The sequence below is a fragment of the Thalassotalea litorea genome (assembly GCF_005843925.1).
GTDB lineage: Bacteria > Pseudomonadota > Gammaproteobacteria > Enterobacterales > Alteromonadaceae > Thalassotalea_A > Thalassotalea_A litorea_A.
Genome location: NZ_VCBC01000014.1, coordinates 16,047 through 37,527, shown reverse-complemented (window position 1 = coordinate 37,527; position 21,481 = coordinate 16,047). Strand labels below are relative to the sequence as shown.

The following is a 21,481-nucleotide window of genomic DNA, read 5'->3' as shown; positions in this document are numbered from 1 at the left end:
TCCCCCAAAAAACGTGTTTCTTTCTTCATCTTTCGTTTCTGTTAATCCCTTCTTTTATTTCACAATTTTCCATGCCCTGACCTATGCTATACATTGACAATATAAATTCTTTCTGATTCTCACTGTCATTGTTGCCGTTGTGGGAATAGATACAAGTAAATCAAGGTTTTCATGGACGTTGACCTCTGTTCAGGATAGCTCGATGAAAACAACAAACTCAGCGGTCTTTAAAGCAGTAACTAAGGCACTTTCCAGGTCTGTATTGGGTCTTTTTATTTTCTGGTTAATGGCGCCATTTTCTTTTCTCCATGCCGAAGAGTTAAATGACATAGGCCAGTTGCAATGGCAATCAAGAGTGTTGCTTATGCAGGGGTCTGATGAAGCCAAACAGTCGTTTTCTCAATCTCTTGAAAATGATGCAAAACAACTCAGTGACAGACATATTTACTGGTTCATTTTTCAATCTGATCAAGTCGAGACTAATTATCCCGGGGAAGTTTCGGATAATTTCAAAAACTCCATTAAAGCCGAATATTTTGGTAATACTGGCGATGGGGATGTCATTATTTTAATCGGCAAAGATGGCAGCCCAAAACTGTTTACCAGTGAACTGGACTTGAAGCAGCTATACGAAACCATCGATGCAATGCCGATGCGCCAACAGGAAATACAAAGCCAATAGCCTGTCGGATATAGCCTTACCTACAGTGCCTGAAAAATAACAAATGACAGGCCAATGACAAAGAACGCACTAAAAACTCATGCCGTTGCTTTAATCCTACCCTTTATGCTGATGGTTTTCAGTATGGATCTTTATGGGCAAACGCCGCAACTTAACTCCGCTGAGAAACCGATGATTCAAGAGCGCCCCTCGCAAGAGTATTTTGTTGCGATAAAAGGGGGAGTTAGCCTGGGGAGCTATGAATCAGGGCTCAATTGGTATCTGGTCGAATACATTCAAAGCCAGCCGAGTGAAACGCTGGTGGCATTTTCTGGTGCCTCTGCGGGTAGTATCAATAGCATGTTATCGGCAATCAAAATTTGTTCGAACCTTAATGAAGATCTGCATTCAAACCTACTACGTTCAAGTTGGAATATTGATATTAGTAATCTTAATAAACGTAACAATGAAGGCTCTTTGTTTAACCGGGAAAGTATTTTTGCCAAGATCACCGAAGATTTATCTCAATATGTCCTGAACCCGTTTGAATCAGGTGTCAGCCAGAGTAAATTAGCTCGACAATATGCGAATAAGCATGCGGTCAATCCAAGTCGAGGTGAGGGGAAAGTTGAATGCAGTATTATTACGACTATGTCGGTAACGTTAATGTATCCCTACCAGGAAAAAATTAAGAATTCGGACCAAACCACAGGGTATCAGCGGTTTGTTATCCCCATCGAAGTTATCACCATTAACGGTAAAATCGCCTTTAAAAATGTCTATTTAGACAAATTCAAAGCGGCACTTCCGGAACTGCGCCCCGATTACTTCATTGCCTTACCGGAAAACTCTGCGGGGTTGATCAATCCAGATATTGTGTTTGATGCGATCAAAGCGTCAAGTTCCTTCCCGGTGGCGTTTGCACCGGTCGAATTGCCGTTTTGCATCAGTAAAAAGCTCAACGGAAGAGTCTGCAAATTAGATTATGCGATGACGTCATTATTTAGTGATGGCGGCTTGTTTGATAATTCTCCCATTGGTGTTTCGGTGGATATTCATGAGATGTATCAAAAGACACTGAAAACCGAGCCGCTACAACCGCCTTATACGACGCAACAGCGTATTGTCTTTATTCATCCGGATAATCTGCGTAATGAAAACCCAGTTACCGAAGATTCGTTTTCCATCTATCCGGGGGAGGCTATTAAGCAACCGGATCGCGTAGGTCTTTGGGATTACCTTTTATACCTCGGCAATTCATTTGATACCGCCACCAGTGAAAATTACCGTAAAACACTGGAAAAAATTCATAGTGATGAAGAAAAGTATCATTTTCGCATGAGCAGTCGATACCATAATTTACTGGCGGATTTTCATGCCCATTTCGGTGCGTTTTATTCCGCTCATTTTCGCGTTCATGATTATTTAACTGGCGTTTATGATGGTGCCTATCTGCTTAGCTCTTATGCCTGCGAAGATGTAAATAAATCAACTAAAAGCCAGTGTATTCAACAGCAAATGATTCAACGCATCCGGCAACTTACGCAAGTCGAAGGTCCGGAAATAAAACAGGAAAATCTAACGCCTGAGCAAAAAACGGTATTGGAAAATCAGCTATTTGAATTAGATTTTCTAAAGTACCTGTATAACATCGAATTTCGTGCTTCCATGCCGCTAGCCAGCGATTATTATCAAAACACTTACATCGCATTATCTCAGGCTTTTTATACCTTTTCCGGCAAACATTCCGAGCCTATGACGTTTAATAACTATATGAACAATCTGAAAGGCTTGGCGCGTAAGCAGTTTAAATCCAAATCGTTACAGGATGAGCTTTTTATTGACTACCCGAAGTGGGCAGCTGAGCATTTCAAGGTGAGCTATGACAATCTGATCACCATGCAAGAACAGGCATCCGATTGTTATAACTGCGAATTTCGCATTGAAAATAAGAACCTCTTAACCATTTTACGTATCTCGGAACCGTTTAAAGATTCCTGGATAGATTATTCTAAAACCGGCACCTGGCCGTTAAGTAATTGGTTTTCGGATTGTTGTACTGGGACATTGCGCTTTGGTTTTGGTGCGTTTGAGAACAGTTTACTCTTCTCTGCGGTGGGTCGAACCGACAGTCCTTTTGACAATATCACCATCGATGGCTCGGCGACGTTTAATTACCTGGAAGCCGATTTCGAACATGACGACTATTTAAGCCTGGCCGTTGGCGGTAGTTACCATACGGGCTCAATTGTCGTACCGGTTCTATCTTCAGGCTATGAATATTCATTTCCGGGGCGCAGCGTATACAAGGAATCACTACATTCCATCTATTTTTCAACCGGGTTAATCAATGAGTTGATTACGATTCGCGGGTCTGTTCGCATCGACGACATTGAAGACTTTGGCGAGATCGCAACTCGAGACAAAGTGCAGTTGCAGGTTCAATTTGACGTATTACAGATTGTTGAAATGATTTTTTAGCGCAGGAAGTTTAATCAAAAACGTTAATTTTTTGGAGTAAAGTTATGCCCTATACAAAAGCACATTATTATTTACTTGGGTTAATTCCTCTGATTCTTATCGCCTTTGCACCCAATTATTTTTTAGTGATCGACAAGGCACCGCTAGCGCATCACTTACACAGTGTATCGAGTTCAATGTGGTTATTTTTACTGATTACACAAAGCTGGTTGGCAGCAAATAAAAATTTTTCCTTTCATAAAAAACTAGGATTATTGGTATTTCTTGTCGCGCCGTTTATGACTGGTGCATTTGCAATGGTTACCCACCAGGGGGCGGTGAAAACCGCAGAGGGCAGTGCTTTTTATCAAGAAGTTGGCACGGCTCTTCTAGTCGTTGATGTCGCGCTTACATTTTTGACTCCTTTTTTAGTATATCAGGCACTCAAACACCGGCGCACAGTCGAACTTCACAGCGGATATATGTTTGCCACAATGCTTGGTCTATTAGGACCCATTATTGCAAGAGTATTCGTCGCCTTCATACCTGGGTTTGCCATAACGAGTGTCGAAACGCTATATCGGTTTAACTATTCATTAATGTTGTCCATCGCTGTTACGTTGTTAATAGCTGCGTGGCTATACCTGCGGAATCGAAAATACGGCAGGCCCTGGTTACTATCGGGAGCTGTAATTAGCCTTAGCTATGCGGGGTTCATTACATTCGGGAAATCTGATTCTTGGACCAACATGATGCTTGAGTTCGCAACATTTCCATCCTGGATTTCATTTGCGTTTGGGGGGGGGATTGGGGTTGTCGCGTGTATTTGTGGATGGCAATCAGGCAAGGAAAAATTGTCGGGCAATTAGCTATATACCGGAGTTTTTAAGAATTAATTTCATAACATTTTCACATCGAAATTGTGATGATTTTGTTATTGAACTGTGAAGGATTCGGTCTTTTTTTTCACCATACTTGGTTTGAATAATTTAACGGGGGCTCCCCGACCTGATGAGGAAAATAATGATGAAAATGAAATTAATCGCGGCCGCGGCATCTTTTGCAGTAAGCGGTAATGTCTGGGCCCAGGATTTACAGATCACAGTCACTAACTTAACTCAGGGGATGTATTTTACACCTCTGGTAATCGCTGCCCACTCTGCTGATGCCAGCATGTTTGTCGTTGGCGAATCGGCATCTCCTGAATTGCAGGCAATTGCCGAAGGTGGTGATATTTCTGGTATGGGAACCTTGCTCACCAGCGTCAGTGCCGATCTTGTTGAAAACCCAGCAGATGGTTTGCTCGCCCCGGGTGCCCGGATTGAAACATCACTCTCCAGTGCCGACGGAAACGACTATTTATCACTGGCTTCTATGTTACTGCCAACCAATGATGGATTCGTCGGTTTGAACAGCTGGAAAATTCCCACCGAGCCAGGCACCTACAGCTTCACTCTCAATGCCTATGATGCGGGAACTGAAGCCAATGATGAAATTGTCAATGGTGCTGGAGCACCGGGTGAACCGGGTATTCCAGCCGCGCCAGGCATGAACGCAGGAATAGGTGCGACTGGCGTCACATCGACGGAGGATAATGTCTTAGTGCATATCCATCGCGGTAATCTTGGAGATGATGATTTGTCCGGTGGTAAAAGTGATTTGGATAATACGGTTCATCGTTGGTTAAATCCGGTCGCTCGCATCACGATTGTGGTTAATTAGGAGGTTTTATGACTATTTATCGAAACCCCAGTAAAAAAAGTGCAGTGAAAATCTTAGTTGCCGCAAGCTTATTACTCTTTGTCAGTGCCTGTGATGATGACGATGAAGGGCTAATGCCAGAGCCTGAGCCGATGCTTTATCGGTATCAGGTAACTGTGGCCAATTTAACCAATGCTCAGCCTCTTTCGCCGTTTGCCGTGGTATTGCATAACGAAGGAATGCTGTGGAACATTGGCGAAAGCGCAAATGATGCGATGGAGAATCTCGCTGAAAGTGGCGATAACAGTCAGGTTCTCGGTTTGGGTGTAGCCTTAGCCGGCGTATCTGGCGAGGACATCATTATGCCAGGAAGCAGTGAAACCATTGAAATCAGCCTTGCCGATGCCATGCCAACTTACCTAAGTGGCGCAACAATGCTGGTCAATACGAATGATGCATTCACTGGGATTAATGGACTAAATATCAGTCAGATGGCATTAAACGAAAGTATTTCCATGGTGATGGGTTCTTATGATGCAGGGACGGAAAAAAATAGCGAACTTGCAGAAACAATTCCGGGCCCAGCAGCCGGTGGGGAAGGCTATAACGCCGACCGCGATGATGTCGACTTTATTGCCGCGCATCCAGGTGTAGTAACCATGGATGATGGATTGGCACAATCAGTGCTGACTCAGGCACATCGCTTTGATAACCCCACTATTCGAGTAACTGTTACTCGCATCGAGTGATTGTCACTAATTCAGATGGTCTGGTGAATACCAGTCCATCTGGGTTTTTCAGGCAACTCCGGTGCATAGGGGAAGCCAGATGACAACGATATTAGTGGTAGAAGACGACCATGACATTGCACATCTAATTGAAGTGCAATTAAAGGAACTAAATTTCGATGTGGAGCTAGCATTTGATGGTGAATCAGGACTGGAAAAAGCACAATCTCAGTCGTTTGATCTTATCATTTTGGATGTCATGCTCGGTCGCGTTTCCGGGCTGGATATTTGTCGTAAGGTGAGAGATACGGATCCAGAGCAAGCGATATTAATGCTGACGTCTCGTAGCTCAGAAACCGACAGGGTAGTCGGGTTAGAACTGGGTGCCGATGATTATATGACCAAGCCATTTAGTGTCAGAGAGTTACAAGCACGAGTCAGAAGTCTTTTAAGGCGGGTAAATTTAATTAAAGCCGTTCATCAAGCGCAAACGCTTGCCCTTCAATTTTCAGAACAAGCGACCAACTGCAGTCAACCAGAACATAAGCGGATTGTTATTGGTCAATTGGAAATCAACCAAACCAGCCATCAAATTCGAATCCATGGTCAGACATTGCACCTGACATCCACGGAATATGACTTGCTTTGTTTCCTCGCTATGCATCCCGGACAGGTGTTTTCGCGTTCCGATTTACTAAGTTCGGTATGGGGATATCATCACAGTGGCTATGAGCACACCGTAAATTCACACATCAATCGATTGCGTAATAAGCTTGAATCGGACGTATCTGACCCTAAAATCGTGCAAACCGTTTGGGGCGTGGGGTACAAATTTAACGAGCATGGCGTGCATTAATCGTGCTGGTATTTAGACAATCGAGCGCTTTAACCCTTTTAAACCTGTGCGCAGCATGCGCGTGTAAACGGATTCAAGCGCTTACATGAAACTGTCTTTGTATCAACGATTGTCGATAAGTCTACTCGCACTGTTTGCGGTGATTGCGCTTGGATTTTACCTGTGGAGTGATACGCTCAAAACACAGTTGCGTTTTGAGGCACAACAAAGATTACATTTGTCACTCGCCGCTAATTTAGCTCGCGATAACCCTCTACTACAACAGGGCGAATATGACTTTAAAGCGTTGCAAAACCTGTTTCACACCTTAATGGTGCTAGGGCCTGCTTTTGAATTTTATTTTGTTGCTCCTGATGGAGCTATTCTTGCCCATTCTGCAGACGAGTCAAGAATTCATCGACAAAGCATTGATATCAGGCCGATTAATCTATTGACGCAAAATCAGGCTGCGCTGCCGATTTTCGGTGATGATCCAAGACATACTAATCGCAAAAAAATCTTTTCTGCAGCACCAGTTTTTAATGGGGTCACATTGCAGGGTTACTTGTATGTTATTGTCGCCGGAGAACGATATGAAACCATTTTAGATCGCACCAATACCAGTAAAGAAATGCAAGTTTATCTGGCATTTTCAGGCATTGCTCTGATTATGTTACTCGTTTTGATGCTCGGCTTGTTTCGTTTTTTTACCCACCCAATTCGCCGCTTGGCAGATGAAATGAAACGGTTTAGAAGTTCAGGGTTCGAACAGAACCAGATGCAACTTTACCCCTGGCCACAACATGATCACAACGAAGTGAACCAGTTAGGTAACCTATTCAATCAGATGGTTGCAAAAATTAATCGACAATTTGACCAGCTTAATCACAATGAAAAAAATCGTCGTGAATTACTGACTCATATATCCCATGATTTGCGAACTCCGTTGGCGAATATGCAAGGGTACTTGGAAACCTTGAGTTTAAACCACGCGTTGAGCGAAGCACAAAAGCAGGAGTTTTTACAAATCGCACTTACCAATGCCAAGCAACTCAATTGTCTTATTGAACAGCTTTTTGAATTAGCGCATTTGGAGGCCGGTCAGGTTTCAGTCAATCTTGAACATTTCAATCTGACCGAACTGTTATATGATGTTTCCGACAAATTTAAATTAAGCGCGAGTAACAAAAATATTCTCATCAATGTGCGGCCTGAGTTTGGGCACTTTATGGTGCATAGTGATATCGGAAAAATAGAGCGGGTGATCACCAATTTGCTCGACAACGCTTTGCGCCATACGCCGGCCAATGGTGAGATTGAACTGAGCATTATTGAAGTGGATGAGTATACCTTACAAGTGGCGATAAGAGATAATGGTACGGGCATACGCAAGGAAGAGCTGTCGTACATATTCGATGCCAGGTACCGAGCAAGTAATGCTTCTGAAGATTGTAAAAAACACAATGGTCTGGGTCTCACGATTTGCAAACGGTTGTTGGAAATCCTTAACAACGACATCAATGTCACAAGTGAATTAGGGCAAGGAACCCGTTTCTTTTTTAATTTGCGGCGAAATTAGGTAGACTCCTGATAATCGTAAATTTGTACAAAAAGAAGTGTGATGGAAACGCAATTTGCCGATGACCTTGTGGTACTCGATTTTGAAACAACGGGGCTGTCGCCCGACAATGGTGATCGCGCCATTGAAATTGGTGCTGTGCGTCTGAGAAAAGGTAAGCCAGTCGACACATTTCAGGCATTGATGAACCCCGGGCGTCGCGTCAACAGCTTTATCGAACAATATACCGGGATCACAAATCGAATGCTGCAAAGCGCCGCACCCAATGCTGAAGTTATGGAAGCATTTTGGCAGTTTCTTGGAGATGATAACCTGCTTGCTCACAATGCTTCGTTTGATAAAAAATTTCTCGATTCCGAGCTTTCCTTAATTAATCGTAATTATGCCGGCCAGTTTGCCTGTAGTTTATTAACCTCCAGACGCGTGTTCAGCGATGCCCCGAATCACCGGCTTGGTACACTAGTTTCCTATAAAAACCTCAATGAATCCGGTGATTTTCACCGGGCCTTATTCGATGCGCAAATGACCGCCAAACTCTGGGTATCACTATTGGGTGAAGTCAGAGCTAACCTTGCCGTCGACGATATCGACTTTGATCTAATGCAATGCATCAGCAAAGCCTCAAAACGCGATTGGCTGGTTAAGGCTAAACAGCATATTAATTAGTGTTGTCTGGTGGTTTTTATCGAATTGCTCATTTAAACCACAGTGTACAAAAAGTCACAAAGTGGCTTTTGACTGTTTGCACAAGAATGGTTTATATTTGATCTTACCTTGCCCCCTAAAACTTAGTCCTGTGAAGTACACTATAATCGGTATTTGCAGGCGTCTTCCATCATTGTTCGACTATTTTTATTCAAGTCGAAAGCAAACAAAATAATAAAGGCAATACTATGTTTTTTGCAAAAACCAAAATCGCACTCGCGCTGGCTTTATCCGCTTCTTTATCGCTTTCAGGTTGCAGCAACGACTCTGATGAATCTTCAACATTTTCACTTGCTATCAGTGATGCACCGGTAAATGGTGTGAGCAATGTTACTTTGTGCTTTAACCGCGTAGAGCTAAACGGCGAAGGTGGCAAAACCGAATTTATCGTCGGTGAACACCCGGAAATGATTAACGCCAATAGTGTTTGTCCAGATGCGGTGAATAGTGTTGGTATCAATTTACTCGATTACACTGGTGATGACGCGCTTACTTTGATTAATAATATCGAAATTGAAGCCGGTAAATACAATCAAATGCGCTTTGTATTGAGCGAGGGTTCATTTGCCATTAAAGACGCTCAGTACGATGACGCGGGCAATGAAATTTCACCAGAGCAAGAAATTCCGGTTGTCGTACCTTCAAATGAATTGAAACTGGATGGTTTTACGGTAGCCCAAGGCGGTAATGTGAGCTTTACCCTGGAATTTGATCTTCGTAAAGGCATGACGGACCCGGCTGGTCAGGATAACTATTTCGTTAAACCACGCGGCGTACGCTTGGTGGATAATAGTGAAATTGGTCATTTATTGGGCACGGTTTCTGAACTTGCTTACGATTGTACGCAATTACCGCCTGAAGACACATCTTTGCCGGCGGCGAGTGTTTATCTCTATAACGGCGCAGATCAAACCGATTTAGGCGATAACACCGCAAACGATGTTGCAGATGAGACTCAACCACTTGCCAGTGCTGGCGTGTTCTACAATGAAAATACCAACATGTATGAATACGAAATTGGTTTCTTGCTAGCCGGTGACTACACCTTAGCGTTAAGTTGTGAAACTGAAGACGACCCAGAGATGGACGACGAGCTAATCTTTGTCGAACAGCAAAACGTATCAATTGTGGTTGATGAAACAACGTTAGCGGATTTTCCCGGCAACTAATTTCAAATACCAGATACCTACTAAAGGCCGCGAGGTAACCCTCACGGCCTTTTTTCATTACCAAAATTTCATGGGGGCAGAGTCAATTACGGAAAATAAAATGCTAATAAATTCTATCGGTTAGATGCATTAACTTAATGACTCTGTCCCCGTTTTGGACCACGCAAAATCTGACTAAGACTTAATCAATTCGGACTACTTCCGGATAAGTCTCTGACGCCATCTCATGGTATATATCATCCAGGTATCTGGCCAATTGCTCTTCATCAAGCTGCTGTTGTGGGATCACCGCATCCTAAATCCGTCGGCGGATACTGGTTTCGTACTCAATAAATAACTGCCATTCTTGGTTTTTTCTGTGCACAGACATTAAGGTGCCAAAGACATCAAATTTGATCATGCAAGTTTCAATGGTTGTTGTAGATAAGGGGGGAGTATCGATAATAAGGGGACACAGTCAATGACTTTTTGGGGGTAAGGTTTTGATTTCTTTAGGTTTGAGTTTGTGAGAATTGACTCTGACCCCATGTAATAAAAAAGGCGCCGTATAGGCGCCGGAAACTTTAAGGAAGGAACTATGAAAAGTTAACGCTGTAATAATAATCAAACTGGCGTTGCCTTACCGTTAACAATATGTAATTTTTGTTCGATAAATGTACTGAGACGTCATTTTCCATTATTTTCAAAACAGGATATCGCTGTTAACGTTATTATATGTGTGTTCTTTGCGTTTAATATGGATGCTCATCGGAATAGTTAATATATTCGTGAGATAAGTACTCGCAAAAAAAATCTATGAGCATGACATGAGAAATTCCGTAACGGGCTGCATATGCTGAGCACCAACATATTGAATTGATTAGAAAGAAGGAGTATCACATTGAATAAAAAGCTGATGTTGCAACTTAGTGTGATTCTTATCGTTACCGCTTTGACGATTTATTTTAAATATTGGTAAATTGAACAATTGAAGAATTGGGCAATAATGACCAATCGTGTTGCGAAAAAACTCTGTTTTCGATAACGGCCAATTGAATTGATTAAATGGCAAAACGTCTGAGCTAACCAATATAATCGGCGAACAAAAAATGCGAGAATCCTTGCTTGAATTAAGGATGAAACGCTAGCCTTTAGGGGAAGTTGTGAACCGCTTGTAAACCTGCATGCTTAAGCATTAATCAATCGATATGCGCTTGCCAAAACGCGTGATAAATTGCATTGAATCAGCCCCCATGAACCGATACACTAGCTGTTAGCGCTAATATCAAAACTGTCGGTTTTGGAATAATTTCACTGCAGTTTTCCCTCAAAACTGACAGCTAATAACAGGGACCTTACATTCGCATGTCTGGATTACAACGTATCATTCTGATCGATACCCATTTACCTGGTATGGTCGAACTTAAAGTCGATGGCCACACCAATATCTGTGGAACCAACGCTTCCGGTAAAACCACCTTGCAACGTCTGCTACCGGTGTTTTATGGTGAAGCGCCATCTAAGGTCGTACCCGCGACACGAGATAATTTCCAAACCTGGTATTTGCCCCGTGAGTCTAGCTTTATTATTTATGAGTATCAGCGCCTTAGCGGTAAAACCTGTATGGCGGTGCTAACCGCATCTAACCATGCGGTGGTGTTTCGATTTATCGATAAAGGCTTTGATATTGCGGATTTCATAGCTCAGGACATTGCCGGCAATCGAGCAATACCTATCTCTGAAATTGTACGCAATATGCGCAAAGATAATGTCATCACATCAAAGGCACTGAATAACAAGGAATATCGCAGTGTGATCCAAAACGATCGCACAGTGATGGCGACCAGCAATGGCAAAAAAGAGCTACTGACCGCCGCCCGATACTTTAGTTTGTGTGAAGCCGACGCTAATTTGCGTCATATTGAGAAACTTATTCGCGCTGTCCATTCCAAAGAAGGCAAGATGGAGACCATCAAGGCAATGATTGCCGCCATTTTGGAAGAGGATGGAGTACAACCGCCAGCATCGAAGATATCGAAAATTCAGGTGGAAGAATGGATCAAAGAATGTGCTTTGATTCAAGAGTTTGAGCACCTGATGCCGCAATATAAAAAACTGCAATCCTGTGAACTGGATATCGTTCAGACGGAACAGCGTTTAGCGCAGTTAAAACAACAATTATCCCGTGATTTAAGCCTGTTATCAAAACAATTGAATGATGATGATAATGCGTTAGCCGAGGCAAAGCAGGCGCAATCTGAACAGGCCCGAAACTGGGAGCAGAAACGCGATGCCTTTAACCAGAATATCTCGGTGGCTAAAGCAGAGCTTAGCAATGCAGAACAGCACTTAGATCAAATAGAGTCAGAATTTAATGACTGGCAGGATCAGGATATTGAACGCCATCAGGCAAATTTAAAATTACTGCCGCAATGGCAATCGGACTATCAATCGGTTACTGAACAACATAGCTTGCTAACGGAAGAGCATCAGGATATTGAAGCGGCTTATCATAAGCGTCTTGCTGCACTGGAAAGCAAGCAAAGCCGGGAATTCAAATCCCTGAACACAGAAGAGCAGCAGCTTGCTGAACAGCTGCGAGTAAAGCAGCTTGATGAACAACAGGCACTGCAAGGGTTACTATCCAAGCAGCAACTCCATTGGCAACAAACCCAGGCGCAGTATCAGGAACAAATTAACGACAGTAAACTGGCCGTAGGAACGTTACAAACACAGGTATCAATGGCGGCACCGAGTTTTGAAGAGCAACAGGCACTCGCCCTGCTCGATAGTGCCATTGAAGAGGCACAATTGAGCGAAGACCACGCCCGTCATGAGCTCAATCACCAGCAGCAAAACCTGCAGCAATTGAAATATCAGCAGATCGGCGCCAATGAAAGCCTGAACAATGCCAGACAAATCGTGAAACAACGTCGCCAGCACCTAGAACAGGTTCAAGCCTGGTTGTACCCGGGAGACAACACGTTATTGTCTTTTTTACGCAAAGAAATTCCCGATTGGGAGCAAACACTAGGACGGGTAATTAATCCCGAATTACTGTCTCGTTCTGATTTAGCGCCCGCTAAGGCCGAGTTGCCGGAAAATTTGCAAGACACTCAAAAAGCTATTTTTAATGGCATCGTCATTGATTATGACGCCATAGACCCGCCCGAAATCGTGCGTTCGCAAGAACAACTGAAAACACAATTAGCCAGTGCCGAAGTGGCATTAAGTGATGCCCAAACCCAGCAAGAAAACGCGGAAGAGCAGTTGGCAGCACTGACCGAACAAGTAAAGGAAGCAGAACAAACGATCACCACACTGACCAGCCAATGTCAGTTTAAAGCGGATGGCCGTAAACGGGCTCAGGAAGAGCGACAACTTCTGAAAGAGCAACATCGACAAATGCAGGCTGAACGCAAGCAAGGTGTTGAATGTGAGCTTACTCAACAACAAAAAAGTCTAGAAAAGTTGCAGTTAAGTTTTGCTGATGCGAAAGAAGAATATCAACAAAACTGTCACGATGAAAAAATGGAACATGAAATGCACTGGCAGCAGATCATTGGTGATATTGAAGCACAGCGTGATTCCTTAACAGAGCGTTCTGAACAATTGCAGGTAGCGCATCGCAAAGATAAAAAAGACTGCAAACGCTGGTACGAGGATGAACTGGCAAACAGAGATGTAGACGTCGATAAAATTGCCAAACTTAAACAATCGATGGCAACCCTGAAGTCAGATATTGAAGCTACTAATAGGCATCGCGATGCCGTGGCACAATATCAACGCTGGTACCAGCTGGTCTTTACCAAGCAGAAAAGCCAATACCTTGAGCAGTCGAGTAAGGCGAAAACCAACAAGGCAGAATATGAACGCCAGTTAAATCAGCAGGACACTGAATACGTTAAACAAAAACAGGCATTGCGACGTGAAATTCAGACTCTGGAAGGGCAGCTAAGCACTAACAAAGAGGCGAGCGCGTCTATCCAATCGTTAAAGCACAAACTTAACGCTCTGCTATTAGCTGACGTAGAACCAAAGACAGAACAAGGGACGGTAACATCCCGTATCAGCGAAGCTCAACAGTTGCTGGATAAACAACGGCAATTGGCAGAAAGTCTGGAACAGTATATTCAGTATTTTGACAATGCCATTGGCCAGAAAAGTGGCACGGGGTTAACCGAGATCTGGGAAATTGCCCGCCGCGATTGCATGGTTAAAAATGCTCAGGGCGTGGAAAGCGTCGATGCCCGACAAATGGTTAGCCATTTGGATCAACTGTTAAATACGTTGGTACCGCAGCGCCTGGATGGCCTACGCAACAACGGACTTATTTTCGGTAATGACCTGACTCAGTATTACCATATCCTGGCGGATATTGATTCGCGTATCGAACTGCAGTCAAAGCGGATTTCCAAAGAGGTTGGTCAAGAGCTTAGTCTGGATGGCGTATCAGAATCTTCGGTGCAAATCCGCTCGAAGATAAGTGAATTTGATTTCTGGCCCAAGCTTAAGCATTTTAGCAAGCTCCATAAACAGTGGTTGGATAACGAGGCACAAAAGCTGCCGAATGATGACTATATTGCCACCATACGCGAAGTGTTGGATGTATTGGGCCGTGCGTCAATGCAAGGTGGTATCAGTCAGTTGCTGGATATTGAATTACACCTGACGGAAGGGCATTCGAAGCTGTTGATCCGCACCGACCGTCAGCTAAATGAATCCTCCAGTCACGGTATGGCGTATTTGATCTTATGTAAGTTCCTGCTCGCCTTTACCCGTTTATTACGTGGTCATTCTAAGGCAATAGTGCACTGGCCGATTGATGAAATCGGCACCTTGGCACATCACAATGTGAAGAAAATATTTGATGCCTGTGAAGACAGTCATATTCGTGTTCTCGGAGCATTTCCAAATCCGGAATCGGATATCCTGCAATTGTTTGTTAACCGCTATTTAATTGATAAGCAAAAGCAACAACTGCAGGTGGTGCAACCAAAAGTCAATGCGGTTAAAGCCCGCTTACAGCAAAAGCGTGAGCAACAACAATCTTTGAGTGAAAGCACCGCAGCGGAGGAATTATCATGATCAGTATGCACGGACAAGTCATGGAAAAACTCCTGCAAGGCGAGTTTATCTGTACCGTAAGCGATGAAGTCGCATTCGGATTTTTGCAACAGGCGGAGGCTGCAGACAAAATTGAAGCGCAGCTAAACCAGATGAATCGAACCTTGGTCAGCGCTAACGATGGTCAGGTGTTTTATTGCGGTTATCAAACCCTTGGCGACAATGAACGTAAGCACTTATCAGAGCAATTTAAAGACATTGGTGGCGCACTATTGCCATTGGTCGAATGGTTGGTGCTGGTTCAGGAGGCTCAGGGTGACAAAGCCTTGTTGACGGCTGGCAAAGTCATTCGCTTACAAGAGTTGCAATTGGTTATAGAAGACACGCCGGCGTTTAGTGAACAATTACAGAAAATTGCCCGCTATAGTCTGTTCAACTCCACCAGTATCAGCAGTGACGGTCAATTAAAGCAAATTTTTAAGCGGTTATTGGATCTGGGCTATTTATTAAAACCAAACAAAGATAAGCAAATCTTTATCGCTACCGGTAAAGTCGATTATCTGTTTGATGTGATCCGCTTTATCGATGAAAACGAAAAGCTCGCGCTAGCTGAGCAAAGCAAGGTTGAAACGGAGCAGGGAGAATTGCTGTGAGTCAGCCGATCCTCGAATCCGGACAAAAGCTATTAAACGCGCTGGCGAATCACTCCGATGTGGTAATGCATGCGTTTGTAAATGGCCGGATCAGCGAAGAGTCCCATAATGAGCAGGTGCTTAAATCCCTGCAAAAGCTGGGTATCCTCTGGCGCCCAGAACCTGGTGAAGAACTACGACTCAGAAGTCATATTCGCAGTCTGTTGGAGCATAGCTTACGGGATGAAAGCTCGCGCCAGCTGGAAACCAATATTCAGGCACGACTGCAAACCATTAAAACCGTGGTCAGCCATTATCACGAAGCGATGAATGATCAAGGCTATGCGCAGGCGGAAGTGTATCTGGAAGATTTGACTGAGCAGGTTTATGGCTTAAGTGACAGCTTAAAATCTGGGGTGCGAAACCTATGGCGTCGTATTCATAATGAGTTTGGTTATGTGTCATCCATTAATGCCAAAATTCGTGAGAATGAGCTAGCACAAAAGCAGGTAACCCAAATGCGTGAGCAGTTGCAGCTTTTGCAATTCGATGAACTTACCAAATTAGCGGGAACCTCAAGGCCATTACGTCGATTGATGGTGGTTCATTTACAAAACTGCCATTCAGAAACCTCAAAAGAGTTAAGCTCGGCGCAGGCGCGATTGATTGAATTACTCGGGCAGTTTCGACAATACCTGCAAAGCTCGCAATTGCTTAAGGGCTTTATTCGTCATTGTCGGCAAAAGCCCCAGTATCAGCCTAAAGATCCTGGCATGCAAAATGCTGTAAACCCTCTATTTAATCGCGCCGCCGCAATCATTAAACCGGCAGCAATTTCCGTGAATAACATAGAGCATGAAACCGACTTGTCGGCATTGGTTGCTGGGTTAAAACGCATCAATCGCAAATTGGACGCCAGTGATGATAAGCGTCAGGGGCAGGATGTAGCCATTGGCGACATTGAAGAGATTAGCTTGGTGGATGATGAATTACATCAGGCCGTTGAGCAGTATTTCTGTGAAGTCATTGATAACGCCTCAAAGGTATCGGCAATGCAGTTTATGTCGGATCAATCATTAAACTTTGATGCCGAAGAATGGATTTATGCGGTCATTAATGGTTATCAAGGCCTTGGTTTTGAAGAACAGGAATTCTTTGAAATGGACACCTTAGGCCACCAGCACCCGATGTTTAACAATAACTTCGTTATTGAAGATGTACGGTTAGGCTTACGATAGATTGTCGCAAATCCAACATTTAAGTAGTTTGTATGTTGAAGTATTGGCGAAACGGTAAAGTTAGAAAATCATCAGGTGTAACGCTGTTATTCAGTTATGTCTGGCTGATCAAAGTTTACCTATTAGGGCTTTTAGGAACCTTGTTGGATTTTAAATCTAATGTTGGGACATGCTGGCGCCAGTTTGTATTTGTTGGCAAAGTGAAAAAAGATACTCTGAGAGAATATCTCAGCAACGATTCCATTCAAGTTGGCTAATCTCACTAAATATCAAGGGGTCAGAGTTGTTGATTTTCAACAACTCTGACCCCTTGATATTTAGTTTGGCTTTGAGTTTCTTTGTGAACATTGGTGTTTAAGTTACCAATACTCGGTTTATTTCTTACTTCCGAAGCCTTCTTGTAGCAAGCCGTGAGATTTCCTGCCTCTTGTTTTCTAACAAGTTTTCGCGCTATGTTAGTGCTATTGAGCAAAATTTCACCAAGTTTTTCGGGCTCAGCATTAGAAAAACTGACGATAAACCAATAATGAAAGGGAATGATATGTCTATCAAAACCGGTGTACTCAGCGTGGCAGCGATGCTAATGCTATCTGCATGTGGCAAGGCTCCTGAAACATCAAAGCCAGAAGCACCAGCACCCGCAACAACGCAGGCGGAAGTAAAAACCTTCACCGCGGAAGAGTTCTTCGCAACAACCACGGTTTTTGGCTCATCCATTAATCATGATGGCACTGCTGTATTGGCGTCTAATGACGAAACGGGTGTATTTAACGCTTATCGCTACCCTCTGGATGGTTCAGAGCCTGAGCAATTAACGAAATCGGACAAAGATACGGTTTATGGTGTTAGTTGGTTTCCAGAAGATAATCGCTTTATCTATACCGCAGATAACGGTGGTGATGAACTGAACCATCTCTATGTGCAGGAAGTGAGTGGCGAAGTAAAAGATTTAACCCCAGGTGAAAACTTAAAAGCGGGCTTTTTAGGTTGGAGCGATAGTGGTGACTTTTTTGCTTACAGCAACGAACGTGACCCTAAGGCATTCGATCTTTATCGTTATTCTTCGAAAGATTATCAACGAGAACTGATCTTCCAAAACGACGATATGCTATCCATTGGTGATGTTTCCAAAGATGGTCGCTGGTTAAGCCTGACCAAGGCGGTATCAGGTGCAGATTCTGACTTATATTTAATTGATTTGACTCGTGAAGACGCCGCTCCTATTCATGTAACCCCTCATGAAGGTAATATCGAATACTTTAGCTATGGGTTTAACCCGGATTCGAGCAAATTGATTTTTGCCACCAATGAGCACAGTGAATTTAATCAGGCCTGGGCTTATGAGCTATCTTCTGGTGAATCAGAGTTATTCTATGAAACCGACTGGGATGTAAGCTTTGTATATTTTTCCAAAGATGGAAAATATACGGTTATTGGCGTTAATGATGATGCGCAAACCAAACTGACAATCCTGAACAGTGAAACCAAACAAAGTGTGCAGCTACCAGAACTACCGCCAGGTGACTTACGTGGCGTCAATTTTTCTAACGACTCGAGCAAAATGGTATTTTACATCAATGCCGATAATTCGCCCTCAAACCTGTATACCCATACTTTGGGTGAGGACAACGTCGTTAAGTTAACAGAAACATTGAATCCTGCGATGTCATCAGATGATTTAGTGATGAGTGAAGTGGTGCGCTTTAAAAGCTTTGATGACCTAGAAATTCCTGGACTGTTGTATAAGCCAAAACAAGCCAGTAGTGAGAACAAGGTGCCTGCGTTGGTGTGGGTTCATGGTGGTCCGGGTGGCCAGTCGCGCACAGGCTACCGCGCCGCAATTCAGCACTTGGTCAACAATGGCTATGCCATTTTTGCAGTAAATAACCGTGGCTCTTCCGGCTATGGTAAAACCTTTTTCCATTTGGATGACAAAAATCATGGGGAAGGGGACTTGCAGGATATTGTCTATGGGAAAAAACACCTGCAAACTCTGGATTGGGTAGATAGTTCACGTATCGGTATTATTGGTGGCAGCTACGGTGGTTATATGACCATGGCGGGTATGGCGTTTACTGATGAGTTTGAAGTAGGTATCAATATTTTTGGTGTTACCAACTGGGTTCGTACCTTAAATAGCATTCCACCTTGGTGGGAAGCGTTTAAGCAAGCTCTGTATGATGAAATGGGCGACCCGGCAACGGATGCAGAGCGTCATCGCAAAATTTCACCGCTATTTCATGCAAAAAATATCAAAAAGCCAGTATTAGTGGTTCAGGGGGCCAATGATCCGCGGGTTCTCCAAGTGGAAAGCGATGAAATGGTTGCTGCAATCAAAGCCAACAATGTGCCAGTTGAATACGTGTTGTTTGAAGATGAAGGCCATGGATTTAGGAAAAGGGCAAACCGCATCACAGCATCCGATGCCTATGCCAGATTCCTTGACCGTTACCTGAAAAATTCAGCGAACCAGCTTTAACTAACCGAAAAAATAAAAGGGTCAGTGTGAAACTGACCCTTTTTTGTATCTAAACCTGTGGTTTAAAGTGGCATGGATTTACCAGATACGAACCCGCTCTTCAGGCTTAAGGTAAAGTTTGTCACCTTCCTGAACATTAAACGCTTCGTACCAGGCATCGTGGTTTCTTGGTGCCAGAGAACGGTAACGACCCGGCGCGTGAGTACCGGCACGAAGCTGGTTTAGCATGCTTTGCTCGGTGCGCTTTTCTTTCCAAACCTGAGCCCAGGCCAGGAAGAAACGTTGATCACCAGTAAGGCCATCGATAATTGGTGCTTCTTCGCCATTCAGGCTTAATTTATAAGCATGATAAGCCATTGCCAGGCCACCAACATCACCGATGTTTTCGCCTAAGCTGTTACGACCATTTACAAAGTTACCTTCAATTGGCTCGTACTGGCTATATTGCTCAGCCAGTTTATCGGCTTTCGCTTCAAATGCGGCGCGATCCGATTCAGTCCACCAGTTACGCTGGATACCGTTAGCGTCAGATTTTGAACCCTGATCGTCAAACCCATGACCCATCTCGTGACCGATTACGGCACCAATACCGCCATAGTTAACGGCAGGATCGGCATTTGGATCGAAAAATGGTGGTTGTAGAATTGCAGCAGGGAATACAATCTCATTGAAAGACGCATTGTAGTAGGCGTTAACGCGTTGTGGCGTCATGCCCCAACGATTGCGGTCAGTTTTCTGTAATTCTTTAGACGCGCTGTCAGCACGGAAGAATTCACGCAGGTTGGTAACATTACCCATTAAATCGTTATTGCTCAGCTCAACGCCGTCAAAAGACTGCCATACATCCGGATAACCGATTTTAGGAACGAAGGCGGCGAGTTTTGCACGGGCATTAACCTTGGTTTCCTCTCCCATCCAATCCAGGTTGTCGATACGCTGACCAAGGGCGGTGCGTAGGTTTTCAACCAGCTCTGACATCTGCTCTTTGGAAGATTCTGGGAAATGACGGTCTACGTATACTTTACCAATCGCAAAGCCAAGGGATGTTGTACCAGACATTTGGCTGATAGCACGCTTCCAGCGATCACGAGGCTGTTGCTGACCACTTAAATGGGTGCCATAAAACGCGAAGTTAGTGTTATAAATGTCTTCAGATAAAAGCGAGGCATTGCCGCTAATTGCGTGGTAAGTCAGATAATCTTTCCATACCGCTAAATCTTCATTGTTAACTAGCTCAATCATCGCCTTGATTGGCTCAGGTTGGCTTACGTTTAGGTGTGGTACCTGATAACCCGTTTCAGCAAAGAAAACATCCCATTTAAAGCCAGGATACTCTTTGGCTAATTCCGAACGTTCGATTTGGTTTAAGGTTAAGTCGCGGTTACGACGCTTTTCCCGAGGCCAGTGACCTTCGGCAATTTTCGTTTCCAGAGCAAGAATCGCTTCAGCGCGCTCGGTTGCTTTGTCTGTACCGGCAAAAGCAAGCATCTCGGCAATGTGCGCAACATAAGCCTGGCGAGTTTTTTCAAAACGCTCAGATTCTTCCAGATAGTAAGAACGATCCGGAAGACCCAAACCACTGGCGCCAACCGACATTTGATACTCGTTTGGATCAAGGCGGTTAAACCACATACCTCCACCGATAGGAGCGCTTACACCATTTAGCCAGGACTTACCAAACACTTTGGTAAGTTGGTCGGTATTCTCAATAGCAGAGATATCAGTCAGCAGAGGCTCGATAGGCTTTATACCCAGCGCATTAAGGGTTTCTACATCCATAAACGAGTTGTAGAAATCGGCAATTAACTGTTCTTCAGCATTCAGGTCTTCGCGAGCAGCGATATCATCGATAATGGCTTTTACCTGGTCGTCACTGCGCTCCGCTAACAGAGAGAATGCGCCGTAACGGGTCTTATCTGCTGGCATTTCAAAATTGTCGTACCAGGTGCCGCTGGCATACATAAAGAAATCATCACCTGGTTTCACGCTCTCGTTGCGAGCACTCAAATCAACACCAAAGCTACCTAGCTCTGGCTGATCTTGTTGCGCAGTTTCTTGTGTTGTTTCCTGGGGTAGTTCTTGTGTTTGTTCTTGTTCTTGTGGTTGTGTTTGTTGTTGTGGCTTAGGTTGTCCACACCCGGCTACAAATACTGTAGCCAAAGCTGATGCGATCAGTTTTATTTTCATTGTTCGTTCTCATTTTATTGCGAGTTTTACCCCGCCGATAATTCTGTCAATGGTAGGATAT

At 43.9% G+C, this 21,481-nt stretch carries 15 protein-coding genes and 1 pseudogene; 14 read left to right on the top strand and 2 right to left on the bottom strand.

All coding sequences use genetic code 11. The annotated features are described in order from the left end of the window. The first annotated feature begins 202 nt into the window (after positions 1 to 202). From FE810_RS13470 to FE810_RS13430, 9 genes are all read left to right on the top strand, one after another. The gene (locus FE810_RS13470) at positions 203 to 682 is read left to right on the top strand and encodes a DUF4174 domain-containing protein (protein ID WP_138320589.1); all 480 of its coding nucleotides are present in this window, start codon (positions 203 to 205) and stop codon (positions 680 to 682) included. A 54-nt stretch (positions 683 to 736) separates the two neighbouring features. Further along, positions 737 to 3,142 carry a patatin-like phospholipase family protein gene (locus FE810_RS13465; protein WP_138320588.1) on the top strand — a complete coding sequence of 802 codons (2,406 nt, stop codon included), beginning with the start codon at positions 737 to 739 and terminating at the stop codon, positions 3,140 to 3,142. A 44-nt stretch (positions 3,143 to 3,186) separates the two neighbouring features. After that, complete coding sequence (locus FE810_RS13460) at positions 3,187 to 3,990, top strand: cytochrome d ubiquinol oxidase subunit II (protein ID WP_138320587.1); 804 nt, start codon at positions 3,187 to 3,189, stop codon at positions 3,988 to 3,990. A 154-nt stretch (positions 3,991 to 4,144) separates the two neighbouring features. After that, on the top strand, positions 4,145 to 4,843 hold the full coding sequence (locus tag FE810_RS13455; RefSeq protein WP_370738937.1) for a spondin domain-containing protein: 699 nt from the start codon (positions 4,145 to 4,147) through the stop codon (positions 4,841 to 4,843). Between the two features lie 8 nt (positions 4,844 to 4,851). Next, positions 4,852 to 5,571, top strand: coding sequence for a spondin domain-containing protein (locus FE810_RS13450; RefSeq protein WP_138320586.1), 720 nt, complete (start codon positions 4,852 to 4,854; stop codon positions 5,569 to 5,571). Positions 5,572 to 5,650: 79 nt separating this feature from the next. Further along, entirely contained in the window at positions 5,651 to 6,406 is a 756-nt protein-coding gene (locus FE810_RS13445; RefSeq protein ID WP_138320585.1) for a response regulator transcription factor, read from the top strand. Positions 6,407 to 6,491: 85 nt separating this feature from the next. Beyond that, positions 6,492 to 7,964 carry a sensor histidine kinase gene (locus FE810_RS13440; RefSeq protein WP_138320584.1) on the top strand — a complete coding sequence of 491 codons (1,473 nt, stop codon included), beginning with the start codon at positions 6,492 to 6,494 and terminating at the stop codon, positions 7,962 to 7,964. A 42-nt stretch (positions 7,965 to 8,006) separates the two neighbouring features. After that, complete coding sequence (locus tag FE810_RS13435) at positions 8,007 to 8,630, top strand: 3'-5' exonuclease (RefSeq protein WP_138320583.1); 624 nt, start codon at positions 8,007 to 8,009, stop codon at positions 8,628 to 8,630. Between the two features lie 227 nt (positions 8,631 to 8,857). Continuing rightward, on the top strand, positions 8,858 to 9,838 hold the full coding sequence (locus FE810_RS13430; protein ID WP_138320582.1) for a DUF4382 domain-containing protein: 981 nt from the start codon (positions 8,858 to 8,860) through the stop codon (positions 9,836 to 9,838). 181 nt (positions 9,839 to 10,019) lie between these two features. On the opposite strand, the pseudogene FE810_RS17320 reads toward FE810_RS13430, so the two are convergent. Then, positions 10,020 to 10,238, bottom strand: a pseudogene (locus FE810_RS17320) (DUF7661 family protein). A 944-nt stretch (positions 10,239 to 11,182) separates the two neighbouring features. Here FE810_RS17320 and FE810_RS13420 point away from each other — a divergent pair. From FE810_RS13420 to FE810_RS13400, 5 genes are all read left to right on the top strand, one after another. Beyond that, on the top strand, positions 11,183 to 14,905 hold the full coding sequence (locus FE810_RS13420; RefSeq protein ID WP_138320581.1) for an ATP-binding protein: 3,723 nt from the start codon (positions 11,183 to 11,185) through the stop codon (positions 14,903 to 14,905). Beyond that, entirely contained in the window at positions 14,902 to 15,537 is a 636-nt protein-coding gene (locus tag FE810_RS13415; RefSeq protein ID WP_138320580.1) for a hypothetical protein, read from the top strand. Before FE810_RS13420 ends, FE810_RS13415 begins: the two co-directional genes overlap by 4 nt. Continuing rightward, positions 15,534 to 16,754 carry a phosphoenolpyruvate carboxylase gene (locus FE810_RS13410; protein WP_138320579.1) on the top strand — a complete coding sequence of 407 codons (1,221 nt, stop codon included), beginning with the start codon at positions 15,534 to 15,536 and terminating at the stop codon, positions 16,752 to 16,754. The genes FE810_RS13415 and FE810_RS13410 overlap by 4 nt, the downstream gene beginning before the upstream one ends. Positions 16,755 to 16,786: 32 nt before the next feature. After that, entirely contained in the window at positions 16,787 to 17,011 is a 225-nt protein-coding gene (locus tag FE810_RS13405) for a hypothetical protein (RefSeq protein WP_138320578.1), read from the top strand. 284 nt (positions 17,012 to 17,295) lie between these two features. Further along, entirely contained in the window at positions 17,296 to 19,233 is a 1,938-nt protein-coding gene (locus FE810_RS13400; protein ID WP_138320577.1) for an alpha/beta hydrolase family protein, read from the top strand. Between the two features lie 78 nt (positions 19,234 to 19,311). On the opposite strand, the gene FE810_RS13395 is transcribed toward FE810_RS13400, so the two are convergent. Continuing rightward, positions 19,312 to 21,420: a M13 family metallopeptidase gene (locus FE810_RS13395; protein ID WP_138320576.1), complete on the bottom strand. Its 2,109-nt coding sequence runs from the start codon at positions 21,418 to 21,420 to the stop codon at positions 19,312 to 19,314. Between the last annotated feature and the right edge of the window lie 61 nt (positions 21,421 to 21,481).